Source organism: Streptomyces sp. NBC_01216 (assembly GCF_035994945.1).
Classification (GTDB): Bacteria; Actinomycetota; Actinomycetes; order Streptomycetales; family Streptomycetaceae; genus Streptomyces.
Genome location: NZ_CP108677.1, coordinates 2,794,695 through 2,818,272, shown reverse-complemented (window position 1 = coordinate 2,818,272; position 23,578 = coordinate 2,794,695). Strand labels below are relative to the sequence as shown.

23 protein-coding genes are annotated in these 23,578 nt (G+C 71.9%); 17 read left to right on the top strand and 6 right to left on the bottom strand.

Annotated elements, in window-relative coordinates; genetic code table 11:
- The first annotated feature begins 127 nt into the window (after positions 1 to 127).
- The 3 genes from OG393_RS12040 (at position 128) to OG393_RS12030 (ending at position 2,151) form a co-directional block, all read left to right on the top strand.
- Positions 128 to 1,360 carry an alpha/beta fold hydrolase gene (locus OG393_RS12040; RefSeq protein ID WP_327374663.1) on the top strand — a complete coding sequence of 411 codons (1,233 nt, stop codon included), beginning with the start codon at positions 128 to 130 and terminating at the stop codon, positions 1,358 to 1,360.
- A 10-nt stretch (positions 1,361 to 1,370) separates the two neighbouring features.
- Complete coding sequence (gene tsaE, locus OG393_RS12035; protein WP_327374662.1) at positions 1,371 to 1,871, top strand: tRNA (adenosine(37)-N6)-threonylcarbamoyltransferase complex ATPase subunit type 1 TsaE; 501 nt, start codon at positions 1,371 to 1,373, stop codon at positions 1,869 to 1,871.
- A gap of 121 nt (positions 1,872 to 1,992) precedes the next feature.
- Positions 1,993 to 2,151 carry a hypothetical protein gene (locus OG393_RS12030; RefSeq protein WP_327374661.1) on the top strand — a complete coding sequence of 53 codons (159 nt, stop codon included), beginning with the start codon at positions 1,993 to 1,995 and terminating at the stop codon, positions 2,149 to 2,151.
- Between the two features lie 150 nt (positions 2,152 to 2,301).
- On the opposite strand, the gene OG393_RS12025 is transcribed toward OG393_RS12030, so the two are convergent.
- Entirely contained in the window at positions 2,302 to 2,841 is a 540-nt protein-coding gene (locus OG393_RS12025; RefSeq protein ID WP_327378402.1) for a hypothetical protein, read from the bottom strand.
- Between the two features lie 324 nt (positions 2,842 to 3,165).
- Here OG393_RS12025 and tsaB point away from each other — a divergent pair, with 324 nt between their 5' ends.
- The 7 genes from tsaB to OG393_RS11990 all read left to right on the top strand — a co-directional run bounded on the left by tsaB (position 3,166) and on the right by OG393_RS11990 (position 8,608).
- A complete protein-coding gene (gene tsaB / locus OG393_RS12020) occupies positions 3,166 to 3,819 on the top strand; it encodes a tRNA (adenosine(37)-N6)-threonylcarbamoyltransferase complex dimerization subunit type 1 TsaB (protein WP_327374660.1) in 654 nt (217 codons plus the stop codon).
- Between the two features lie 50 nt (positions 3,820 to 3,869).
- Positions 3,870 to 4,334 (top strand): ribosomal protein S18-alanine N-acetyltransferase, encoded by a 465-nt coding sequence (gene rimI / locus OG393_RS12015; RefSeq protein ID WP_327378401.1) that lies wholly within the window; start codon positions 3,870 to 3,872, stop codon positions 4,332 to 4,334.
- Positions 4,334 to 5,446 (top strand): tRNA (adenosine(37)-N6)-threonylcarbamoyltransferase complex transferase subunit TsaD, encoded by a 1,113-nt coding sequence (tsaD, locus tag OG393_RS12010; protein WP_327374659.1) that lies wholly within the window; start codon positions 4,334 to 4,336, stop codon positions 5,444 to 5,446. The genes rimI and tsaD overlap by 1 nt, the downstream gene beginning before the upstream one ends.
- 14 nt (positions 5,447 to 5,460) lie before the next feature.
- Complete coding sequence (locus tag OG393_RS12005) at positions 5,461 to 5,709, top strand: hypothetical protein (protein WP_327378400.1); 249 nt, start codon at positions 5,461 to 5,463, stop codon at positions 5,707 to 5,709.
- Between the two features lie 188 nt (positions 5,710 to 5,897).
- Positions 5,898 to 6,788, top strand: a complete 891-nt coding sequence (locus OG393_RS12000; protein ID WP_327374658.1) for a polysaccharide deacetylase family protein — start codon at positions 5,898 to 5,900, stop codon at positions 6,786 to 6,788.
- 99 nt (positions 6,789 to 6,887) lie between these two features.
- A complete protein-coding gene (locus OG393_RS11995; RefSeq protein ID WP_327374657.1) occupies positions 6,888 to 7,244 on the top strand; it encodes a YciI family protein in 357 nt (118 codons plus the stop codon).
- A 143-nt stretch (positions 7,245 to 7,387) separates the two neighbouring features.
- The gene (locus OG393_RS11990) at positions 7,388 to 8,608 is read left to right on the top strand and encodes an RNA polymerase sigma factor (RefSeq protein ID WP_327378399.1); all 1,221 of its coding nucleotides are present in this window, start codon (positions 7,388 to 7,390) and stop codon (positions 8,606 to 8,608) included.
- 351 nt (positions 8,609 to 8,959) lie between these two features.
- On the opposite strand, the gene OG393_RS11985 is transcribed toward OG393_RS11990, so the two are convergent.
- Positions 8,960 to 10,144: a class I SAM-dependent methyltransferase gene (locus tag OG393_RS11985; protein WP_327374656.1), complete on the bottom strand. Its 1,185-nt coding sequence runs from the start codon at positions 10,142 to 10,144 to the stop codon at positions 8,960 to 8,962.
- Positions 10,145 to 10,271: 127 nt separating this feature from the next.
- Here OG393_RS11985 and OG393_RS11980 point away from each other — a divergent pair, with 127 nt between their 5' ends.
- The 3 genes from OG393_RS11980 (at position 10,272) to groL (ending at position 13,935) form a co-directional block, all read left to right on the top strand.
- Positions 10,272 to 11,204, top strand: a complete 933-nt coding sequence (locus OG393_RS11980; protein ID WP_327374655.1) for a polysaccharide deacetylase family protein — start codon at positions 10,272 to 10,274, stop codon at positions 11,202 to 11,204.
- Positions 11,205 to 11,884: 680 nt separating this feature from the next.
- Positions 11,885 to 12,193 (top strand): co-chaperone GroES, encoded by a 309-nt coding sequence (groES, locus tag OG393_RS11975; RefSeq protein ID WP_010471835.1) that lies wholly within the window; start codon positions 11,885 to 11,887, stop codon positions 12,191 to 12,193.
- 119 nt (positions 12,194 to 12,312) lie between these two features.
- Positions 12,313 to 13,935 carry a chaperonin GroEL gene (gene groL, locus OG393_RS11970; RefSeq protein ID WP_327374654.1) on the top strand — a complete coding sequence of 541 codons (1,623 nt, stop codon included), beginning with the start codon at positions 12,313 to 12,315 and terminating at the stop codon, positions 13,933 to 13,935.
- Between the two features lie 225 nt (positions 13,936 to 14,160).
- On the opposite strand, the gene OG393_RS11965 is transcribed toward groL, so the two are convergent.
- The 3 genes from OG393_RS11965 to OG393_RS11955 all read right to left on the bottom strand — a co-directional run bounded on the left by OG393_RS11965 (position 14,161) and on the right by OG393_RS11955 (position 17,959).
- The gene (locus OG393_RS11965) at positions 14,161 to 14,859 is read right to left on the bottom strand and encodes an ester cyclase (RefSeq protein WP_327374653.1); all 699 of its coding nucleotides are present in this window, start codon (positions 14,857 to 14,859) and stop codon (positions 14,161 to 14,163) included.
- A 623-nt stretch (positions 14,860 to 15,482) separates the two neighbouring features.
- Positions 15,483 to 16,256 carry an SDR family NAD(P)-dependent oxidoreductase gene (locus OG393_RS11960; RefSeq protein WP_327374652.1) on the bottom strand — a complete coding sequence of 258 codons (774 nt, stop codon included), beginning with the start codon at positions 16,254 to 16,256 and terminating at the stop codon, positions 15,483 to 15,485.
- A gap of 1,022 nt (positions 16,257 to 17,278) precedes the next feature.
- Positions 17,279 to 17,959 carry an MOSC domain-containing protein gene (locus OG393_RS11955; protein ID WP_327374651.1) on the bottom strand — a complete coding sequence of 227 codons (681 nt, stop codon included), beginning with the start codon at positions 17,957 to 17,959 and terminating at the stop codon, positions 17,279 to 17,281.
- 238 nt (positions 17,960 to 18,197) lie between these two features.
- On the opposite strand from OG393_RS11955, the gene OG393_RS11950 reads away from it, so the two are divergent.
- Positions 18,198 to 19,091 (top strand): LysR family transcriptional regulator, encoded by an 894-nt coding sequence (locus OG393_RS11950; RefSeq protein WP_327374650.1) that lies wholly within the window; start codon positions 18,198 to 18,200, stop codon positions 19,089 to 19,091.
- Between the two features lie 111 nt (positions 19,092 to 19,202).
- Here OG393_RS11950 and OG393_RS11945 read toward each other — a convergent pair whose 3' ends face one another.
- On the bottom strand, positions 19,203 to 19,544 hold the full coding sequence (locus OG393_RS11945; protein ID WP_327374649.1) for a WhiB family transcriptional regulator: 342 nt from the start codon (positions 19,542 to 19,544) through the stop codon (positions 19,203 to 19,205).
- 449 nt (positions 19,545 to 19,993) lie between these two features.
- On the opposite strand from OG393_RS11945, the gene OG393_RS11940 reads away from it, so the two are divergent.
- From OG393_RS11940 to guaB, 3 genes are all read left to right on the top strand, one after another.
- Positions 19,994 to 20,605 (top strand): response regulator transcription factor, encoded by a 612-nt coding sequence (locus tag OG393_RS11940; RefSeq protein WP_003948568.1) that lies wholly within the window; start codon positions 19,994 to 19,996, stop codon positions 20,603 to 20,605.
- Positions 20,606 to 21,262: 657 nt separating this feature from the next.
- Positions 21,263 to 21,865, top strand: a complete 603-nt coding sequence (locus tag OG393_RS11935; RefSeq protein WP_327374648.1) for a sigma-70 family RNA polymerase sigma factor — start codon at positions 21,263 to 21,265, stop codon at positions 21,863 to 21,865.
- A gap of 184 nt (positions 21,866 to 22,049) precedes the next feature.
- Positions 22,050 to 23,552: an IMP dehydrogenase gene (guaB, locus tag OG393_RS11930; RefSeq protein ID WP_327374647.1), complete on the top strand. Its 1,503-nt coding sequence runs from the start codon at positions 22,050 to 22,052 to the stop codon at positions 23,550 to 23,552.
- Positions 23,553 to 23,578 lie beyond the last annotated feature (26 nt).

The following is a 23,578-nucleotide window of genomic DNA, read 5'->3' as shown; positions in this document are numbered from 1 at the left end:
ACGCCGGGCTCCCGCGGTACCCCGGCGACCCCGTGTCACCGGCACCATCCGAGCGACCCGCACTACCGGCACCACCGGCACCACCCGAGCGAGAGCAGCGACAGCACCGAGCAATCAGGGAGCGGAAGTGAGCGAGTCCCCGCCCGACAACTGGAGACGCGCCGGGTTCGCCGGTGCCGCGGTAGGCGTCCTCGCCGCGGGCGCCGCGGCCGGCGTCGCCATCGAACGGCTCACGGTCGGCCGCGGTATGCGTCAGAAGGCCCGCCTCGCCCTGGACGCCTCCGCCCCCTACGGGGCCCTGCGCGGAGTCTCCGGCAAGGCGCCCGCCGACGACTCGACCGCCCTCCACTACGAGGTCGACGAGATCGAGTCGGACACCCCGGCACCCCGCCGCCGACGGCTCTTCGGCCGCAAGACCCCCGCGCCGGTCACCGTCGTCTTCAGCCACGGCTACTGCCTCAGCCAGGACTCCTGGCACTTCCAGCGGGCCGCGCTGCGCGGACTGGTCCGCACCGTCCACTGGGATCAGCGCAGCCACGGCCGTTCGGATCGCGGCGTCGCCCAGTCCGGCCCGGACAGGGTGCCCGTCTCGATCGACCAGCTCGGCAGCGACCTCAAGGCCGTCCTGGACGCGGCGGCCCCCGAGGGGCCGCTGGTCCTGGTCGGGCACTCGATGGGCGGCATGACGATCATGGCGCTGGCCGAGCAGTACCCCGAACTCATCCGCGAACGGGTCGTCGGGGTGGCCTTCGTGGGCACCTCCACCGGACGGCTGGGCGAGGTGAACTACGGGCTCCCGGTAGCGGGCGTCAACGCGGTCCGCCGCGTGCTCCCGGGTGTGCTGAAAGCGCTCGGTTCGCAGGCCGAACTGGTGGAACGGGGCCGCAGGGCCACGGCCGACCTGTTCGCCGGCCTGATCAAGAAGTACTCCTTCTCGTCGAGGGACGTGGACCCGGCGATCGCCCGGTTCGCGGAGCGGATGATCGAGGCGACCCCGATCGACGTGGTCGCCGAGTTCTACCCGGCCTTCGCCGAACACGACAAGGCGGCGGCCCTCCAGGTCTTCCGCGAGGTCCCGGTCCTCGCGCTGGCCGGCGACCGGGACCTGGTCACGCCCAGTTCGCACACCGAGACCATCGCCGACCTCCTGCCGGACAGCGAACTGGTCATCGTGCCGGACGCGGGCCATCTCGTGATGCTGGAGCATCCGGAGGCGGTCACCGACCGGCTGGCCGACCTGCTGGTCAGGGTCGGCGCCGTGCCGGGGCCCGCGAAGGACGGCACAGTGCGGACGGCGGCCCCGGGGACGAAGCGGGAGCCGGCGACCGGGGCGACGAGGACAGGCCCGGGCAACGGCTAAGTTGGCCGGTATGGAAGCAGCGCTCAACCCGTCCTCCGGGGCCACCCTCGCCGTCGACTCGCCGGAGCGGATGCGGGAGATCGGCCGTCGGCTCGCGGCCCTCCTACGCCCCGGCGACCTCGTCATGCTCACCGGCGAGCTCGGCGCCGGCAAGACGACCCTGACCCGCGGTCTGGGCGAGGGGCTCGGCGTGCGCGGCGCGGTCACCTCGCCGACGTTCGTCATCGCCCGCGTGCACCCCTCCCTGGCCGGCGGTCCCGCCCTGGTGCACGTCGACGCGTACCGCCTCGGCGGCGGCCTGGACGAGATGGAGGACCTCGACCTCGACGTCTCCCTCTCCGATTCCGTGGTGGTCGTGGAGTGGGGCGACGGCAAGGTCGAGGAGCTGACCGACGACCGCCTGCACGTGCTGATCCACCGGGTCGCGGGCGACACCGAGGACGACCGGCGCACGGTGGTGCTGCGCGGGATCGGCGACCGCTGGGCCGGCGAGGACCTGCGCCTGGCCTGACGCCCTGCCGAACGCACGTATGTTCCGACAAGGTGTCGGGAAGATGTTGCGTGGGTCCTCCAAGCCGTGGTCACATGGATACACGAGCTGGTTAGGTGTACCTAACCTACGGGAGGCATGCATGGCGACGCCAGAGCGCGCGGAGGACCGTATCCCGATGAGCGAGCTGCTCGCGTCCTGTGTCGCGGCGAGCGCGGTCTCGACCCCGCCACGCCGGGCCGAGCCCGAGGCTGAGGCACGCGACGGCGAACGGGAACGGGAGCGGGACGAGGCCGCGTAGGCCCGGGAGGGGAAACGGTACGGAGAACGCCGACGCGGCGCCCGCACCGGGGCCCCGGTTGCTCCGCTACAGCGGTACCCCGGCGCCTTCGAACCGGACGCACCAGACCGCGTCCGCCTGCCGGTCGAAGCCACCCGACAGGCTCTCAGCTCAGGCGACGACGACGACCTTCACACCGATGGACGCGAAGGTCCACATGGCGTCGCCGTCCGCGCGCTTCATCCGGATGCCGCCCGTCTTCCGCGTCGGGTCCGGCGTCGGCAGCGAGTTGTCGACGGCCGCGCTGAAGCCGACGGTGACGTCCTGGGCGGTCGTGAACCGCACCACGTGCTCGATCGGCACGCCGTCCGAGCCGCGCACCGCGCCCGAACGGGAGGAGACGGAGTACGTCCCCGGTACCGGGTGGACGGTGCTGGGCATCACCGAGAACGTGTGCGTGGCCTGGCCCTTCTCGTTCACCAGCCAGACCCTCTTCTCGGCGAGCGCGTACACCACGCGCGTCCCGCTGCCGGAGTCGGCCGGAACCGCGAGCGGGTCCCTGACCGGCTTGTGGGGGCCACCGGTCGCGTCGGCGGAGGGGGCGGAGCTCGGGGTCCTCGGCTTCTCCGCCAGATCGGCGGGCACGTTCGCCGACGCCTGATAGGCGAGGAACGTGACCGCCGCGACCGCCGCGGCGGTGAGCCCGGCCACGAATCCCGAGCTGCTCCTTGCCACCGTGCCCACCTCTCTCCCTCGGGGCTGTCGCCCCGGGAGTACCCCCTCGTACGTATCCGGTGGTGACGGTAGCAGTAGCGGCCCGGTCCGGCGGGGCGCCGTGCGGTGCGCCCCGCCGTGTCCGGGCCGCGAGGACCGGGGACGGCCGGGCCCGTCTCCCGCACCCGGTGTCCGGACGGGCACGAGGCCGTTCGCCGGCAGGGGCGCCGAGGGAGCGGGAGCCGAGAAGACGGGAGCGGAGGGGCGGAGGGCCTACGGCTCCCGTCGGCCGTGACCCGCCGGGAGCCGTAGGCTGTTCGCGTGCTCTTGCTCGCCATGGATACCGCCACGCCCGCCGTCACCGTCGCCCTCCACGACGGGGACTCCGTCGTCGCCGAGGCCCGGCAGATCGACGCCCGTCGTCACGGGGAGCTCCTGCTGCCCGCCGTCGACCGGGTGCTCAAGGAGGCCGGGCTCGCGCTCGACGCGGTCACCGGTGTCGTCGTCGGGGTCGGACCGGGCCCCTACACCGGGCTCCGGGTCGGACTGGTCACCGCCGCGACCTTCGCCTCCGTGCTCGGCGTCCCCGTCCACGGGCTGTGCACCCTCGACGGACTCGCGTACGCCTCCGGGATCGAGGAGCCCTTCGCCGTCGCGACGGACGCGCGCCGCAAGGAGGTCTACTGGGCCCGGTACGAGGACTTCCGGACCCGGGCCGGTGACGCGGCCGTCGACCGCCCCGCCGAGATCGCCGGACAGCTCACCGGCCTCCCCGTGGTCGGCGCGGGGGCCCGGCTGTACCCCGAGGCGTTCCCCGACGCCCGCGATCCCGAGCACCAGTCCGCCGCCGCGCTCGCCGCCCTGGCCGCGGAGCGGCTCGCCGCCGGCGCGGACTTCCTCGACCCGCTGCCCCTGTACCTGCGTCGCCCCGACGCGCAGGTGCCGAAGAACTACAAGGTGGTCACCCCCCAGTGACCGCCGGGACCGACGGACTCCCCGCGGCCTCGGCCGCCGTGCTGCGGGAGATGCGCTGGTGGGACATCGAGCCGGTGCTTCGCCTCGAACACGACCTGTTCCCCGAGGACGCCTGGTCCGAGGGCATGTTCTGGTCCGAACTCGCCCACGCCCGCGGTCCGCGTGCCACCCGCCGCTACGTGGTCGCCGAGGACCCGGCCGACGGGCGGCTCGTCGGCTACGCCGGACTGGCCGCCGCCGGCGGGCTCGGCGACGTCCAGACGATCGCCGTCGCCCGCGAGCAATGGGGCACCGGGCTCGGAGCCCGCCTTCTCACCGACCTCCTCCAGCACGCCACCGCCTTCGAGTGCGAGGAGGTGCTGCTGGAGGTACGGGTGGACAACACCCGGGCCCAGAAGCTGTACGAGCGCTTCGGCTTCGAGCCCATCGGCTTCCGGCGCGGCTACTACCAGCCGGGCCATGTGGACGCGCTCGTGATGCGACTGACCGTTCAAGGAACAGAGACGACTGACTGATGGCTGCTGACGAACCGCTCGTACTCGGCATCGAGACCTCCTGCGACGAGACCGGGGTCGGCATCGTCCGGGGCACGACCCTGCTCGCCGACGCCATCGCGTCGAGCGTCGACACCCACGCCCGCTTCGGCGGCGTGGTCCCCGAGATCGCCTCCCGCGCCCACCTGGAGGCCATGGTCCCGACCATCGAGCGCGCCCTGAAGGAGGCCGGGATCTCCGCGCGGGACCTCGACGGCATCGCCGTCACCGCGGGTCCCGGCCTGGCGGGCGCGCTGCTCGTGGGCGTCTCCGCGGCGAAGGCATACGCCTATGCCCTGGGCAAGCCGCTGTACGGCGTCAACCACCTGGCCTCGCACATCTGCGTCGACCAGCTGGAGCACGGTCCGCTGCCCGAGCCGACGATGGCCCTGCTGGTCTCCGGTGGGCACTCCTCGCTGCTGCTCGCACCCGACATCACGGCCGACGTCCGGCCGATGGGCGCCACCATCGACGACGCGGCGGGCGAGGCATTCGACAAGATCGCCCGCGTGCTCGAACTCGGTTTCCCTGGCGGCCCGGTCATCGACCGGCTCGCCCGGGAGGGCGACCCGGCGGCGATCGCCTTCCCGCGCGGCCTGTCGGGCGCGAAGGACCCTGCGTACGACTTCTCCTTCTCCGGCCTCAAGACGGCCGTGGCCCGCTGGATCGAGGCCAGGCGTGCGGCAGGCGAGGAGGTGCCGGTACGGGACGTTGCGGCGTCCTTCCAAGAGGCGGTCGTCGACGTCCTGACCCGCAAGGCCGTCCGCGCCTGCAAGGACGAGGGCGTCGACCACCTGATGATCGGGGGCGGCGTGGCCGCCAACTCGCGCCTCCGTGCCCTGGCCGAGGAGCGCTGCGAGCGGGCCGGTATCCGGCTCCGGGTCCCGCGCCCCGGGCTGTGCACGGACAACGGCGCGATGGTCGCGGCACTGGGCGCGGAGATGGTGGCGCGCAACCGGCCGGCCTCCGACCTGGAGCTGTCGGCGGACTCCTCGCTGCCCGTGACGGACCCGCACGTGCCCGGCAGCCACCACGGCCACGGCCACGACCACGACCACGTGCACGAGATCAGCAAGGAGAACCTCTACTCGTGACGACGGTGACGCTCATGTGGGAGGCGCGCGCGGTCCAGGGCCGCGGCGCCGAGCTCCTGGAGTGGGCACGGGCGCGGCAGTTGCCGTACGAGCCGTTGCGCCGGGAGATCTTCCGCGCGCCGCAGGACCGGGTCCTCGTCCTCACCTGGTGGGAGGTGGCCACCTTCGACGCGGAGCTGCCCGAACTTCCGGAACCGGCCGCGGATCTGATCACCCGCCCGGTGCACCGCTGGCGCTTCGAGGCGCTGCCCTCCGACGCCTGACCCGGAGAGCCTGTCGAAGGCCACCCGGCAGGCTCTGAGGCGGCCCCTCCTTGCTGCCCGTCGCCGCGCCGTGCGGCGGCGTGCGCCGTGCGGTGGTGGGCCGGGCGCGGAGGCAACCTCCGGGCCCGTTCCGGCATCAGACAACACGACTGAGGTCATGTGTTCGGGTGCGGAACGGGTGTGCAGGGGTGGACCGGAAGATCGTGGTGTGGGCGGTGCTGACCGTCGTCGCCCTGCTGGTGACGGCGTGCGCGCGTCCCGCCGACGCGGACGCCCCGCCGAGAGCGGACGTCGGCGGTCCCACGGCGACGCCGTCCGCCGCCGACAGGGCTCCGAACGCCTCCGGCACGCCCGCCTCCTCCGTCGCCCCGGACACCTCCGTCGCCGCGGCGCGGACGGCCGCCGCGTACCGCAGATGGGGCCTGAAGCCCTTCCCCGCCCCGCCGGCCCCGCCCGCCGTCAAAGCGGTCCGCCGGGCCGCCGGCGCACCTGTACCCGTCATCAGCGAGATACCGACCGAGGAGAAGATCGTCTTCATCACCCTCGACGACGGGGCGGAGAAGGACCCGGAATTCGTGGCGATGATGAGGGACCTCGGTGTGCCCGTCACGATGTTCCTCACCGACGCGGCCATACGGGACGACTATCGGTATTTCACCCCGCTCGCGGCTCTCGGCAACGGCGTCGCCAACCACACCCTCAGCCACCCCGACCTGCGCACCCTCGGCCGGGAGGCCCAGCGCCGCGAGATCTGCGGCCAACAGACCCGCCTGGCGCGGCGGTACGGGACGACCCCGCGGCTCTTCCGCCCGCCCTACGGCAACTGGAACGAGGACACCCGCGCCGCGGCCGGGACCTGCGGCGTCGACGCGATCGTCCTGTGGCGTGAGTCGATGCAGATCGAGAACATGCGCTATCAGCACGCCGACCGGAGACTCCGCCCCGGAGACATCATCCTGGCCCACTTCCGCGGTCCGGCCGAGCTCAAGGGCACGAGCATGACACGCATGACCGCCAACCTGCTGCGCCACATCCAGGAGCAGGGCTTCACCGTCGCGCGGCTCGAGGACTACGTCTGAGATTCTCCCGCCACGGGTGTCGAAGCGGGACCCGGCCGTTCGACGTATGAGTGAGAGGCGGGGAAACGGCCCCGCCACCGCACCGTCGAGGAGAACGTCATGCCCCGCTATCTGACCATGATCCGCATCGAAGAGGGCAGCTTCCGGATGGAGGACGCCGACCCCGGCTTCGAGGCACGGATGGGTGCGCTGTTCGAGGAGATCACCAAGGCCGGGGTGATGCTGGAGACCGCCGGCCTCAAGCCCACCTCCGAGGCCACCCGGGTCACCTGGACCGACGGCCGGATCGGTTACACCGACGGTCCGTTCACCGAGACCAAGGAGGTCATCGGCGGCTACTCCCTCACCCAGTGCCGGGACATGGCCGAGGCGATCGAATGGTCGAAGCGCTTCCTGGAGGTCCACCCGCCCGAGTGGAAGGTCATCTGCGAGGTGCGTGAGATCGAGGAGATGTGACCCGTCGGCCGGACGCGCCCGGAGCGGCGTGGCGGCCGAGGCGACGTGTCCGAGAGGAGCGCCGGTCCGTGTCCCGATGGTGTGCTGTCATATGAGCCGTGACAGCACACCACGCGGCCGAGAGTGTCGAGACGGTCTTCCGGATGGAGTCGGCGCGCGTCATCGCCGCCGCGGCGCGGATCGTCCGTGACGTCGGCATCGCCGAGGAGATCGCACAGGACGCGCTCGTCGCCGCGCTGGAGCAGTGGCCGCGGTCAGGGGTCCCGGAGCGGCCGGGAGCCTGGCTGACGGCCACCGCCAAGCACCGTGCCGTCGACCTCGTGCGACGCCGTGAGACGTACGCGCGCAAGCTCGCCGAGGTGGGCCGCGAGCTGTCGGAGGAGACGTACGACCCCGAACCCTCCGGGCCGGGCGACATCGACGACGACCTGCTCCGGCTGGTCTTCACCGCCTGCCATCCCGTGCTCTCCGCGGAGGCGCGGGCCGCGCTCACCCTGCGGCTGGTCGGCGGTCTGCGCACCGACGAGATCGCCCGCGCCTTCCTCGTCCCGGAGGCGACGGTCGCGCAGCGGATCGTGCGGGCCAAGCGCACCCTGGCGAAGGCGGGCGTGGACTTCGAAGTGCCTTACGGGGCGGACCGAGCGGCCCGGCTCGACTCCGTCCTCGAGGTCATCTACCTGATCTTCAACGAGGGCTATGCGGCCACCGCGGGCGATGACCTGCTCCGCCCCGCGCTGTGCGAGGACGCGCTGCGGCTGGCGCGGGTGCTCGCCGGACTCATGCCCGCGGAGGCGGAAGCGCACGGGCTGGCGGCCCTGCTGGAGATCCAGGCATCGCGGGCGGCGGCCCGGACCGGCCCCGGCGGGCAGCCGGTCCTGCTCGCCGACCAGGACCGTGCCCGCTGGAACCGGCTGCTGATCCGCCGCGGCTTCGCGGCGCTGGAACGCGCGGGGCGGCAGGCGGGCGAGGGTGGGGGATACGGGCCGTACGCCCTCCAGGCCGCCGTCGCCGCCTGCCACGCACGGGCCGCGACGTACGAGGAGACGGACTGGCGGACCATCGCGGCGTTGTACGGCCGGCTGGCGGCCGTCGCGCCGTCCCCGGTGGTCGAACTGAACCGCGCGGTCGCCGTCTCCCGGGCGGAGGGGCCGGAGGCCGGACTCGCGATCGTCGACGGTCTCACCGGCGAACCGGCCCTGGACCGCTACCACCTGCTGCCGAGCGTGCGGGGTGACCTGCTGGCCCGGCTGGGACGGACGGAGGAGGCGCGGGCCGATTTCGAGCGGGCGGCCGGCCTCACCCGCAACGAGCGGGAGCGTGCCCTCCTGCGGGAACGGGCGCGGTCGCTGCCGCCGCGGGTATGAGGGCGTGTGGGGCGGTGCGGACCCGGCGCCCGCACTCACCCTGAGCGCCCGCACCCGCACCCGTGCCCGCACCCGTGCCCGCACCCGTGCCCGCACCCGCCCCCGCCCCCGCCCCCGCACAGATAGCGGCGCCGACGCGGATACCGCGGCCTCCGTGCCGCCGCCCGCGCGGGTCCGTCGCCCGGCTCAGAGCCTGTCGGGTGGCATCTGACCGGGTGGTCACGCCCTGGCACGCGCAGTCGGCGTTGCCGGGATGCCCTGGTAGCTCCGCTGCAGCGGAGCTACCGGCGCTTTGGGATCGCCCGCACCAGACGGCGCCCGCCTGTCGGCCGAAGGTCACCCGACAGTCTCTCAGCGGTCCGCGGGGTGTCCGATGAGCATCGTCGGGGCACCCGCGACACGGGTGAGGAACAGCGTCGCCGCGTTCGGGCCCTTGGGCTTGATCCTGCGGCGCATCTCCTCGGGTTCGACGGCCGAGCCGCGCTTCTTCACGGTCAGCGTGCCGACCTCCCGTTCGCGCAGCAGGGCCTTGACCTTCTTGAGGTTGAAGGGGAGCCGGTCGGTGATCTCGTACGCGGCGGCGAACGGGGTCGGCCGCAGCTCGTCCGCCGTGACGTAGGCGATCGTCTCGTCGACCAGACCGCCCGCCAGATCCTCTGCGACCTCGGCGACCAGGTGGGCGCGGATCACGGCGCCGTCGGGCTCGTAGAGGTAGCGGCCGACCGGCCGGACCGCGGGGTTCGGAAGGCCGCGGCCGGTCAGACTCCCGCCACCGGGCAGCAGCGTGGCCCGACGGGCGCCGGGAGTGGTGCCGAACCACAGCACCGCCTCCTTCACGTCGCCGCCATCCGAGATCCACTCGGCCTCCGCCTCCGGCGGCACCGCCTCGTGCGGCACGCCCGGGGCGATCTTCAACGCGGCGTGCGGGGCCTTGCGGGCCGCCTCCGTCGCCCAGGAGAGCGGAGGCGAATAGCCCTCCGGGTCGAAGATCCGGCCGCGTCCGCCCCGCCGCGCCGGGTCCACGAAGACCGCGTCGTAGGGGGTGGTGTCGATCTCCGTCACATCGGCGCACCGGACCTCGATCAGCCCGTCGAGACCGAGGGCGGCGGCGTTGGCGCGGGCCGCTTCGGCGGTCAGCGGGTCGCGGTCGACGGCGAGGACCGAGATGCCCGCACGGGCGAAGGCGATCGCGTCGCCGCCGATGCCGCCGCACAGGTCGGCGACGCTGCGCACGCCCAGCTCCCGGAGACGTCCCGCGCGGTACGTCCCCACCGTGGCCCGGGTCGACTGTTCGACTCCGTTGGGCGTGAAGTACATCCGGTACGCGTCCTCGGCACCGAACTTCGCCACCGCGCGCTGCCGCAGCCGTGCCTGTCCGATGGCCGCCGTGACCAGATCGGCCGGGTGCTCGCGCCGCAGCCGGGAGGCGACCGCCAACTCCTGGGCGGGGTCGTGGTCGCGCAGCACGGCGAGCAGCGTCTGGCCTTCGGGGGAGAGCAGGGTGGCGAAGGAGGAGAGGTCGGTCACCCGTCCCATTGTGGCCCCTGCCGTCGAGTGGGCCGGCCGGGGGACGGTGCGCGCGGCGCGCCGACGGCGTGGAGGTCCGAGGGGCTCGGCGCTGACAGGATGCGGCGCCATGCAGCTAGTACGACAAAAAGAACGAATGCTGGTGAACCGCGCCCTCCTGGTGCGGCGGTCCGTGGGCGCGACGGTGCTCGTCGCGGCGCTCGCGTCCGCCTGCGCGGCACCCTCCGGCGGGGCGGCGGAGGGCGGGAACGGGGAAGGGGCGCGCAAGGGCGCCGCGAGCCCCGCCGCCGGACAACCTCGAGCGGAGGGCGCGGCCGGCGCCCTTCAGGCGTACGTGGAGCGGGTTCGTGAGCAGCGCGCGGCCCGGGTCCTCGCGGCCAGGAAGTGGAAGCTCGACAAGCCGCCGCTGGAGGCGCCCGCGCCGCCGGTGACCAAGCCGAAGATCACGACCCGCAAGGGCTTCGAGACCGACGGCGAGGGTCTGCCGCCGGTCTTCACGACCGTGCCGACCAAGGACAAGGTCGTCTTCCTGACCATCGACGACGGGGCCGAGAAGGACCCCGACCTGGTACGGATGATGAGCGAGCTGGGCATCCCGTACAGCGCCTTCCTGAGCGACTACCTCGTCAGGGAGGACTACGGCTACTTCGCCGGGATGCAGAAGGCCGGTGTCGCCCTGCACAACCACACGCTCAACCACCGCTACCTGCCCGGGCTCTCGTACGCGCAGCAGAAGCGGGAGATCTGCGGGATGCAGGACACCATCGAGAAGAAGTTCGGCAAGCGGCCCCCACTCTTCCGCCCGCCGTACGGCAACTACAACCAGGACACGCTGACGGCGGCCAAGTCCTGTGGGGTCAAGGCGGTCCCGTTGTGGGCCGCGGAGGCGTTCCCGGACCACATGGAGTGGCGCGAGTGGGACCGGGACCTGCATCCCGGCGACATCGTGCTCACCCACTTCCGTGGCAAGGGGGACTGGAAGGGCACCATGCCCGACATGATCCGCCGCGTGATGAAGACGATCACGGACAAGGGGTACGCGGTGGCGAGACTCGAGGACTACGTGTGATCCGGGCGCGTCGGCCGGTGGCCGGGCTGCTGCTGGCCGGCGCGCTCCTGGCGACGTCGGGGTGCGCGTCGAGCGTGGACCCGATCGAGCGGCTGGGCCGGAGGGCGGCGGAGCGGGTGATGCCGGCCCACGGGCAGGCACCGGCGCCGGACCCGGCGCCGTGGGGAGGGCGGAGGGTGGTGGTGCAGGTCCCCCGGGGGCCCGGGGCGGTGGTGCGGGAGCCGGACGCGGCCGGTGTGGGGCGAGTCGTACCCGGGAACACCGGTGTCCGCGCGCACACGGCCCGGAAGGTCGGGGGCGGGGTCGGGGACGGGGACGGGGCGAGCGTCACCGGTACGGCGGCCCGGATGTTCCGCAGCGTCGCGCGTTCCTGGCCGCACCCCCGGACCGTCCCGCGGTCCCCGGCCGCGTCCTCACACGTGCCCCCGCAGTCGCCTCCGCAGTCGGAACCAAATGGTCCGGCACACCGTTTCCCGGAGCGGGGCCGAATCGCCACACCGCACTGAATTGGCACTCCGCTTGACCGAGTGCTAATCGCAGTCATAGTCTCAGGTCTGGCACTCCCCACTGGAGAGTGCCAACACAGCGACGGGCAGGTCCGGCACCCGCGACGACGGATCCACCTGGTCGCCACCTCAGACAGTTAACCCCGTGAGATCTCCGAAGGGGGAGGTCGGATCGTGACGACCACCAGCTCCAAGGTTGCCATCAAGCCGCTCGAGGACCGCATTGTGGTCCAGCCGCTCGACGCCGAGCAGACCACCGCCTCTGGCCTGGTCATTCCGGACACTGCCAAGGAGAAGCCCCAGGAGGGCGTCGTCCTGGCCGTGGGCCCGGGCCGCTTCGAGAACGGCGAGCGTCTGCCGCTCGACGTCAAGACCGGCGACATCGTGCTGTACAGCAAGTACGGCGGCACCGAAGTGAAGTACAGCGGCGAGGAGTACCTCGTCCTCTCGGCTCGCGACGTGCTCGCGATCGTCGAGAAGTAGTTCACCGAAGTACCCGAAGTACCTGAAGCAGATGCTTTGAGCTGCGCCCCGAGGCCCCTTCCGGGCGCCCCGGGGCGCAGTTCGTTCCACCCGATTTCCGAGAGGGCTGAACCGCTCCCATGGCGAAGATCCTGAAGTTCGACGAGGACGCCCGTCGCGCCCTTGAGCGCGGCGTCAACAAGCTTGCCGACACGGTCAAGGTGACGATCGGCCCCAAGGGCCGCAACGTCGTCATCGACAAGAAGTTCGGCGCCCCCACCATCACCAACGACGGTGTCACGATCGCCCGCGAGGTCGAGATCGAGGACCCGTACGAGAACCTCGGCGCCCAGCTGGTGAAGGAGGTGGCGACCAAGACCAACGACATCGCGGGTGACGGCACCACCACCGCCACCGTGCTCGCCCAGGCCCTGGTCCGCGAGGGTCTGCGCAACGTCGCCGCCGGCGCCTCCCCGGCCGCCCTGAAGAAGGGCATCGACGCCGCCGTCAAGGCCGTCTCCGACGAGCTGCTCGCGACCGCGCGCCCGATCGAGGACAAGTCCGACATCGCCGCCGTGGCCGCGCTCTCCGCGCAGGACCAGCAGGTCGGCGAGCTCATCGCCGAGGCGATGGACAAGGTCGGCAAGGACGGTGTCATCACCGTCGAGGAGTCCAACACCTTCGGTCTGGAGCTCGACTTCACCGAGGGCATGGCCTTCGACAAGGGCTACCTGTCCCCCTACATGGTCACCGACCAGGAGCGTATGGAGGCCGTCCTCGACGACCCGTACATCCTGATCCACCAGGGCAAGATCTCCTCGATCCAGGACCTGCTGCCGCTCCTTGAGAAGGTCATCCAGGCCGGCTCCAGCAAGCCGCTGCTGATCATCGCCGAGGACGTCGAGGGCGAGGCCCTGTCGACCCTGGTCGTCAACAAGATCCGTGGCACCTTCAACGCCGTGGCCGTCAAGGCCCCGGGCTTCGGCGACCGCCGCAAGGCGATGCTCGGCGACATGGCCACCCTCACCGGTGCCACCGTCATCGCCGAGGAGGTCGGCCTCAAGCTCGACCAGGCCGGCCTGGACGTGCTGGGCACCGCCCGCCGTGTGACGATCACCAAGGACGACACCACCGTCGTCGACGGTGGCGGCAACTCCGAGGATGTGCAGGGCCGCGTCAACCAGATCAAGGCCGAGATCGAGAGCACGGACTCCGACTGGGACCGCGAGAAGCTCCAGGAGCGCCTCGCGAAGCTGGCCGGCGGCGTGTGCGTGATCAAGGTCGGCGCCGCCACCGAGGTGGAGCTGAAGGAGAAGAAGCACCGTCTGGAGGACGCCATCTCCGCGACCCGCGCCGCGGTCGAGGAGGGCATCGTCTCCGGTGGTGGCTCCGCTCTGGTCCACGCCGTCAAGGTGCTCGAGGGCAACCTCGACAAGTCCGGCGACGAGGCCACGGGTGTCGCGGTCGTCCGCCGCGCCGCGGTCGAGCCGCTGCGCTGGATCGCCGAGAACGCCGGGCTCGAGGGCTACGTCATCACCGCGAAGGTGGCGGAGCTCGACAAGGGCCAGGGCTTCAACGCCGCGACCGGCGAGTACGGCGACCTGGTCAAGGCCGGCGTCATCGACCCGGTGAAGGTGACGCGTTCCGCGCTCGAGAACGCCGCCTCGATCGCCTCCCTCCTGCTCACCACCGAGACCCTCGTGGTGGAGAAGAAGGAAGAGGAGCCGGCCGACGCGGGTCACGGCCACGGCCACTCCCACTGAGGCCGTTCACCGACGCGGTGAGCCGCTGAGGCTCACCGCCGTGCACGACGCGTTCGGGGTGACCGACACGCAGCGAGGCCCGGTGCCCCCGTCGCGGGGGCACCGGGCCTCGCCCGTTCGCACCGGCCTCACCGCTTCGTGGCGGGCCTCGCCGACGCCCCACCGGTATCGCCGGTTCCCTTCTCGGGTTCCGGCGCACCGGCTCTCCCGGATGTCTGGGTTCCGTCAGGACTCGATGGCCCCGAGCTGCCCCATCAGGCCGAGCAGGTCGTACTGCCACCAGCCTTCCACGATCTTGCCGTCCTCGCGGAAACGGTGGATGAGCATGCCGGTCATCGAGACCTCACGGCCGGTGGCCTCGATTCCCATGAAGTCCCCCGTGTGGGTGGCGTTCCAGGTCCAGCGGGTACAGACCCGGTCGCCCTCGGCGATCTGGTCCTCGACGACGAAGGCGAAGTCGAAGCCGCCGCGCCACATCTCCAGTTCACGGCGGATCGCGTCCATCCCGGAGATGTCCTGCACATTGGTGGGGTCGTGGTCGTGGTATCCCTCGGCGAGGACCTCGTCGAGCGGTGCGAGCTCACCCTCGGCCCCGACCAGCTCGAGCAGCCTGCGGGCGGTCGCCTTGTAGAGCTGGATGTCCTTGACGACGTCGAGATCCGTGAACGTGGGCATCTCGTCACAGAGCGCGACCATCTCGCGGAAGATCCGGTCGGTCTCGGGAAGCTGTGAATTCCTCATCGCCACGTCGTAGGAGGGGAATTCGACGATCTCCACGAAGTGCGAGGCGTCGGAGCGGTCGGCGCCGATGAGACTGTGGGTCGCGGTGCGCTTCCCCCGGGTCTGCTCGACCCACTTGTCCATGAGCCGGTTCATATCGTCGAACCGACTCGTTTTGCAGTCGATGATCTGTACGAAGGTCATGGCGCCTCCCGGACCGGGTGGGACCCCTCCATTTTAGACGTCCGGCCCCCGGTCGCCCGCCCAGCCGGCTGGGCGGTGTTCTCCTCCCGGCGCGTCGCATGGCCGGTCCGTCGGTCGGGGTGTCCGTCGGTCGGTCGGCCAGGTCGGGCGCGCCGCATGGGGTGGGGCCACGGCGCCGTACGAGAATGTTCGGCGGTCTCTGCCGACCGACCACGGGGACCGTGGGGCGGAGGCGGGCGTCCTGCCGGTCCGCTTCGGGAGGATGCCGGTCCGGTGCCGGGGCGTTGATCCGGTGCGGGGAAAGTGTTTGTCCGGGCGTTTGTCCGGGCGTCGTGGACGTCGCCAGTGCGTTCACCCGTGCCCGTCCGTGGGAGTGGCCGTCGCCTCAGCCCGCGTCCCCGAACGGCACAGGGCGGGGGCGCTTGCGGTCCTGTCGAGTCGACGAGCCCATTCTCCGAACGGGCTCGTCGAGGCCGTGTGTACCGACCGCTCCCCGGCCCTGTCCGCCGGGACCGTGACCGCCGACGGCGGCGGGGACTGGTGCGGAGACGATGTGTCGGCGACATCGCCTCGCACTGTCGGGGTTCGTGAGGGGGAGTGCCCCGGATAATTCCGCCATCAGCTCACTTCGGTCCGTACGTGCGGCCCGCCTTGGAGGACAGTCCTCCGAGCAGCCCGCGGGGCGCCAGCTTCACCACGCCCATCAGGGCCTTGTAGCGGGGGTCGGGAATCGACAGCGTCTTCCCACGGGCCAGATCCGCCAGGGCGGCGCCGACCAGCTTGTCCGCGTCGAGCCACATCCATCGCGGGATGTCTTCGGTCCCCATCCCCGCCCGCTCGTGGAACTCCGTCCGCACGAGGCCCGGGCACAGCGCCATGAGACGGACCCCACTGCCTGCCAGGTCCCGAGCGGCACCCTGGGTGAACTGGACCACCCACGCCTTCGACGCGCCGTAGGTTCCGCGCGGCACGAACGCGGCCACCGACGCCACGTTCACGACCCCGCCCCTGCCCCGGGGCCGCATCGAACCCACCGCCGCCGACGTCAGTCGGAGGACCGCCTCACAGTGCACTGTGAGCATCCTCAACTCATCGGCCATGGATACTTCCAGGAAGCGGCCCTTGTTGCCGAAGCCCGCGTTGTTCACGAGGAGGTCCACCGGCTGTCGCGGGTCGGAGAGCCGGGCCTCCACCGCCGCGATGCCCTTCTCCTCGGAGAGGTCCGCCGCCAGTACCTCTGCCTCCACGCCGTGCCTGTCGTGCAGTTCGGTCGCCTGCTCGCGCAGTCTCTTCACATCCCGGGCCACGAGGACCACGTCGTGGCCCTCCGCCGCCAGCTTCCGCGCGAAGGCGGCGCCGATGCCCGCTGTCGCGCCCGTAATCAGTGCAGTCGTCATACGCGGCACGTTAGTGCCCCGCGTGGACGCCCGGCGTACGGCCCTTACCCGGTCCCGGTCCCCCTCCTCCACCGTGAACTGCCTTGTCCGACAGCGGTCCTCGTGCCGCACCGGATATCGGTGGTACATGTGCGGCGTATCGGGAGGGGCCGGACGTCCGGAGCGCTCCGCCAGCCCCTCCACGGTGCCCTCGGGAGGCGCGGGCCGTGTCCGCGGTGCCGCACCGCGTGGGTGGCCGTCCGCCGTTCGCTTCCCGGACGCGCGACCGCGCGGCGCGCCGGTGGACGTGCCCTGCCGGACCGTTCTCATCGGGACACGCCGCTCCGGACACCGGCGCGACCCGGGTGACGGTCTCCTCCACGTGGTGCGGGGCCGTCCCCCGGGCGGCGTGCCCGGGGAGTGCCAGCCGGAACCGACGCCCCGGCGAGGCCGGTTCCCTCGACCGGGGGCCGAGACCGCGGTGCCGCGCCGGGGCCGCGCGCGTCGTCGGCGGCGTTCCTGGCGGAGGGAGTGCCGACGCGTTCGGGGGCTCCGGCGAACCGCGCCTCGGAGCCCCGGCGCCGGTGGCTCGCCAGGCGAGGAGAGCGCCGGCCGCCGCGACCGGAACCACGGCGGCCGACGTGAGGACGAGGAGAACACGCGTGAGTCGAGTCATGCCGCCAGCGTCCCGCCCGGCAGGGGGCGCGCACATCCGGGACGGCCCCCGAGCCGCCCCCGAGCCGCCCCCGATCCCGTCTGGGGGATGGCGCGCCCTCGGAGACCGGCGAGGTCGGCCGGCCAACGGCCGACGACCCAGGGGCGGCTGGTGTGACGCCGCCTCGCGCGGCGGACGCGGCGCGGTGTGCGGGACGTGGCGTGGGCTCTCGTGCTGCGGGCCACCCCGCGCCCCGCGCGTCCGCACTCGACCGGACACCGGCGCAGGTGGTGGGGGTCGTACGCGATGCCGCGTCCGTCGTCGACTCGGGAGCGGGCCGTGCGGCCGGTGCCCGAAGGGCCTCCCCGATCCGAGCCCCGGGGGCGGGTCACGCGCCGGGAGCGCCGTACTTCTCCGCGTGGGTGCGCGCGAGATCGAGCAGCCCCGACTCCATCCACTCGGCGGCCACCAACGTGTCGGGAAGCAGGGCTCGTTCGGTCGTCGCGGCCCGGTGCAGCAGGGCCACGGTGATGTCGTGCGCGGGCCGGTGCACGACCTCCACCGGGTCGCCCCCGGTGATCTCGCCCGGCCGGATCACCCGCAGCAGTGCACCCGGCCCGGCCGTCGACCGGGTGAAGCGGCGCACCCAGCCCTGCTCTTCGACGAAGCCCGCGAAGGTGCGGCAGGGGATGCGGCCGCCGGTCACCTCGACGACCACCTCCGGCCCGATGCGCCAGCGTTCGCCGATCAGTGCCCCGTTCACGTCGAGCCCGAGGGTCGTGAGGTTCTCCCCGAAGGAACCGTTGGCCAGTGGGCGCCCCAGTTCGTGCTCCCAGCGGTCCAGGTCCTCACGGGCGAAGGCGTACGCGGCGCGGTCCTCGCCGCCGTGGAACCTGAGGTCGCACACGGTGTCCCCGGCGACCCCGCTCGCACCGTCGCCACCGGGGACCGGCGCGGTGATCCGTACCGGTCCCTCGACCGGCCTCTTGTCGATGCCCGTCGTCCCGGAGGGGGCGTCGGTGTACTCCACGGCCCTGGCGCGTCCGGCGTTCACACTCAACAGCTTCATGCCGGAACCCTAAGGGCGCGCCCGCCGTCCCTGTCGTCTCCATTCTCCCGCAGGGCCCCTCTGTCTCCGGGCCCCTCCGCCGCCGCGGCCGGCTCCGGTCCGCGCCGTGCCCTGCGCCGCGGCCAGCCGGCTCCGGCGCGGCAGGGAAGGACGCTCGGGAGAGCCTTCCGAGGCGACCTTCCCCAAAGTGATGAAGTTGCTCACGGCGTCAAGTCCAAGAATCCCTTATGCTCGGCGGATGATCGAGGCCCGTCACCTCCGTGTCCTGCGCGCCGTCGCCGCGACCGGTTCCTTCTCCGCCGCCGCCCGTGAACTCGGCTGCACCCAGCCCGCGGTGAGCCAGCAGATGAAGGCCCTCGAGAGCTCGGCCGGGACCCCGCTGCTGATCCGGACCGGCCGCGAGATGCGGCTCACCCAGGCCGGTGAGGCCCTGGTGCGGCACGCCGCGGGCATCCTCGCGGGGCTGACCGCCGCGGAGGAGGAGGTGGCGGCCATCGCAGGGCTGCGGGCCGGCCGGGTTCGCCTGGTCTCCTTCCCCAGTGGCAGTTCGACCCTCGTGCCCACCGCGCTCGCCGCCCTGCGCGCCGCGCATCCCGGTACGCGGGTCTCCCTGGTGGAGGCGGAACCGCCACGCTCGGTCGAGATGCTGCGCGAGGGCGACTGTGACGTGGCTCTGGCGTTCCGCTACGGCGCGGGTCCGGGCGAATGGGAGGACCTCGTCGTCCGGCCGCTGCTCGCGGACCGCCTGGTGGGCCTGGTGCCGGACGGGCACCGTCTGGCGGGTGACGCGGCCGTGGGCATCGCGGAGCTGGCCGAAGAGTCCTGGATCGCCGGCTGCCCCCGTTGTCGCAGGCAGCTCGTGGACGTGTGCGAGAAGGCGGGTTTCACCCCGCGTATCGACTTCGCCACGGACGACTACCCCGCGGTGGTGGGCCTGGTCGGCGCTGGGCTGGGGGTGGCGGTCATGCCCGCGCTGGCCATCGAGTCCGTGCGTCCCAGGGGTGCGACGGTGGTGACGGTGGAGCCCGCCGTGCAGCGGGAGATCGTGGCGCTCACCCTGCCCGATCTTGCGCGGGTGCCTGCCGTCGCGGCGACCCTGGACGAACTGACCCGCGCCGCACGGCGGGCCTAGCGCCACCCGCCTGCCCCGGCCGTGTCGCACGCCCCCGGGCCGCGCGCGGCACGGCCGCGGGCCGGGCGGGTGCGGTTCCCGGCCCTCCGGTTCATCCGGAGAAACGTTCCTTCAGGCGTGGCCCACGCCCGCCGAACGCGCTGCCGATGCTGTTGACGATGTCGTGATGAGGCGATTGCGGGCTCGCCCCATGAGTTCCTCGCGTTCGTCCTCGGTGAGGCCGCCCCATACGCCGTAGGGCTCGCGTACGGCCAGTGCGTGTGCCGCGCACTCAGCGCGTACCGGGCACCGCATGCAGACCTCTTTCGCCGAGTTCTCACGCGCACTCCGTGCCGCGCCGCGCTCTCCCTCGGGGTGGAAGAACAGGGAACTGTCGACTCCGCGGCAGGCCGCGAGCAGCTGCCAGTCCCACAGATCGGCGTTGGGTCCGGGAAGGCGGGAGAAATCTGCCATTGCGCTTGTCCCCTTGAAACCGTGTCGAACGGATAGGTGGGCGGGTTGATGGCTGATCTACGGGGGCCCTTCACCCCCCGCGGGTCTCGCGTCCCACGTTCGTGGGTTCGACCCGACCGTACAACTACTGTCTAAGTAGATGTAAATATGACTCATTGCGAATCTAGCCATAGACACCACAAAAAGGGAAGAAAACTCGCTAAATGGGGCATAGCTTCCGGTGTCGGATGTGATGGGCTGGGGGCCCTCCTCCGCGTTCGGTCCCTCACGCAGGGTGCCGAGGGCCTTCGTCCGGCCCGTAACTCTTTCGAGTGACCGTCGTTGAGAGTGCGGAGGCGGTTGAAGGAACAAGCGCTCGGGCAAGTGTCCGAGCGTGTCAACCGCACAGGTGACGATACGTACCAGCCCTGGAGGCTCTAGGTGACGCGCATCAGCTGCGGAGGGCGACCATGACATCCGTCCTCGTCTGCGACGACTCCCCGCTCGCCCGAGAGGCGCTTCGCCGCGCGGTCGCGACCGTGCCCGGCGTGGAGCGCGTGACGACCGCGGCCAACGGTGAGGAAGTCCTCCGCCGTTGGGGCGCGGACCGCTCGGACCTGATTCTGATGGACGTACGCATGCCCGGTCTGGGCGGCGTGGAGACCGTGCGCCGGCTGCTCTCCGCGGACCCCGGCGCCCGCATCATCATGCTCACTGTCGCCGAGGACCTGGACGGTGTCGCGCTCGCGGTCGCCGCCGGTGCCCGCGGGTACCTGCACAAGGACGCCTCGCGCGCCGAGCTGCGGGCCACGGTCACGCAGGCCCTCGCCGACCCGACCTGGCGGCTCGCCCCGCGTCGGCTGCGTTCCGCCGAGATGGGGGCGGCCCCCACGCTCACCGCCCGCGAGATCCAGGTTCTCGAAGGCATGAGCCACGGCCGGTCCAACGCGGAGATCGGGCGCGAGCTGTTCCTCTCCGAGGACACCGTCAAGACGCACGCGCGACGGCTGTTCAAGAAGCTCGGCGCGTCCGACCGGGCGCACGCGGTGGCGCTCGGCTTCCGCTGGGGTCTGGTCCGCTAGGACGTGTCGCGGGAGTCCCTCCAGGCCCGTGACGCCTGGCACGCGCGCTCGCCGCGTTGTCGGAGTCATCCGGGTACGCCCGGTACGAGGACGATCCTCCGCCTTGCGGTCGCACGCACCAGACGCCGCAGTCCCCGCCCTCCGGGCGTACGGAGCCACTTCCGCAACACGCCCTAGTGCCGAGCCAGGCCACCTCAGCCCTGTCGCGCGGACAGCGCCCGACGCGGTACTGGGCCGTGCTCCGAAAGGGGCGCCGGGTGCCGCAGGGCGTGGCGGGACTTTCGGAACGCGCCCTGGTCGCGTCGGGCCGGGTGTGCCCGGCGCCACGGGGTGAACGGCGCCCGACGCGGCATTCGGCCCCGTCCCGCGGGCGGGACCTGGTCGCGGGCGCCGGCCGTGTCCCCGTCCGCCCCGGCGGGCGGGGTGGAGCCGAAAGGCTCCGTTCGTACCGGCCTTCGCCCCCCCGTCCGGGGGCGGCTTGTGTCACTAACGCGCGGGATGACGCATCCTTGAGGTGTGGAGTTCCTCGGGGACGAGTCGATCGAGCGGGAGGGGAGGGCGCAGGAGATGAGTGCCGGCGCGCCTGCTCATAACGCTTCAGTGCACAACTATGGACGCGGTGCCACGGACGCCGAGGCGTCAAGGCACCATGGAACGATGCGTGACGACGAGACCACGGGGTCCCCCGTGCCCGTAGGGCAGGGGGAGATCGGCGCACTCGTCCGCCGCGCCGTCGAAGGCGACGCGCAGGCCACCCATGATCTCCTGGCGCGCGTTCACCCCCTCGCCCTGCGCTACTGCCGAACCCGGCTGAACCGGCTTCCCGGTGACGCCCGCCACTTCGTCGAGGACCTCGCGCAGGAGGTCTGTGTGGCCGTCCTGATGGCGCTTCCGCGCTACAAGGACACCGGCAGACCCTTCGAGGCGTTCGTGTTCGCCATCGCGGGGCACAAGGTCGCGGACCTCCAGAGGGCCGCGATGCGGCACCCGGGGTCGACGGCGGTGCCCTCCGACGAGATGCCGGAACGGCCCGACGACTCACTGGGACCCGAGGAGCGGGCGCTGCTCAGCGACGATGCCGAGTGGGCCAAGAAGCTCCTCGCCAATCTGCCGGAGAATCAGCGCGAACTGCTGGTCCTGCGGGTGGCCGTCGGCCTCACGGCCGAGGAGACCGGGCAGATGCTGGGGATGTCGCCCGGCGCGGTACGGGTGGCCCAGCACCGGGCGCTCAGCCGCCTGCGGGCCCTGGCCGAGCAGTAGCCCCGCCGCCCTCCGGGGTGTGGGGCCGCCTGTCCGGAGCGTACGGGACGTGGTGGACCGGTGGCCCTCGCGTACACGTATGAACGTACAAAGCTTCTTGGTGATCTTGATCGTGGAATGAGACACCGCCCGAGCCCGTTAGCATGGACATCCGCACCGATCAAGGCCATTTGGGGAAGGTGTCATGACTGCAAACGTCGACGGAGTGCCCGAGAAATTCGCGACACTCGGGCTGACCTACGACGACGTGCTGCTGCTGCCGGGCGCGTCCGAGGTCCTCCCGAACGCGGTCGACACCTCGTCCCGCATCTCCCGCAACGTCCGCGTGAACATTCCGCTGCTGTCCGCGGCGATGGACAAGGTCACCGAGTCCCGCATGGCCATCGCCATGGCGCGGCAGGGTGGCGTGGGCGTGCTGCACCGGAACCTGTCGATCGAGGACCAGGTCAACCAGGTCGATCTCGTGAAGCGCTCCGAGTCGGGCATGGTGACCGATCCGATTACCGTCCACCCGGACGCGACCCTGGCCGAGGCCGATGCGCTGTGCGCCAAGTTCCGCATCAGCGGTGTCCCGGTGACCGACCCCGCGGGCAAGCTGCTGGGTATCGTCACCAACCGCGACATGGCGTTCGAGTCGGACCGCGGCCGCCAGGTGCGCGAGGTCATGACCCCGATGCCGCTGGTCACCGGCAAGGTCGGCATCTCCGGCGTGGACGCCATGGAGCTGCTGCGCCGACACAAGATCGAGAAGCTGCCGCTGGTCGACGACGCGGGCACCCTCAAGGGCCTCATCACGGTCAAGGACTTCGTCAAGGCCGAGAAGTACCCGCACGCCGCCAAGGACGCGGAAGGCCGCCTGCTCGTCGGCGCGGCCGTCGGTGCCAGCCCCGAGGCGCTGGAGCGGGCGCAGGGCCTGGCCGAGGCGGGCGTCGACTTCCTGATCGTCGACACGTCCCACGGCCATAACAGCAATGCCCTGAACTGGATGGCGAAGATCAAGTCCAGCGTCGGCGTCGACGTCATCGGCGGCAACATCGCGACGCGTGACGGTGCGCAGGCCCTCATCGACGCCGGTGTCGACGGCGTCAAGGTCGGTGTGGGCCCCGGCTCCATCTGCACCACCCGCGTGGTCGCCGGTATCGGCGTCCCGCAGGTCACCGCCATCTACGAGGCGGCACTCGCGGCCCGTGCGGCCGGTGTCCCGGTCATCGGCGACGGCGGCCTGCAGTACTCCGGCGACATCGGCAAGGCGCTCGCGGCCGGCGCCGACACGGTCATGCTGGGCAGTCTGCTCGCCGGGTGCGAGGAGTCCCCGGGCGAGCTGCAGTTCATCAACGGCAAGCAGTTCAAGTCCTACCGCGGCATGGGCTCGCTCGGTGCGATGCAGTCCCGCGGGCAGGGCCGTTCCTACTCCAAGGACCGCTACTTCCAGGCCGAGGTGGCCTCGGACGACAAGCTCGTGCCCGAGGGTATCGAGGGCCAGGTCCCCTATCGCGGCCCGCTGGCCAACGTCCTGCACCAGCTCGTCGGCGGTCTGCGCCAGACCATGGGCTACGTGGGCGCCGCCACCGTCGAGGAGATGGAGACCAAGGGCCGCTTCGTCCGGATCACCTCGGCGGGCCTCAAGGAGAGTCACCCGCACGACATCCAGATGACGGTCGAGGCGCCGAACTACAGCAGGAAGTAACACAGCGCGATACGGAGGGGCGGTTC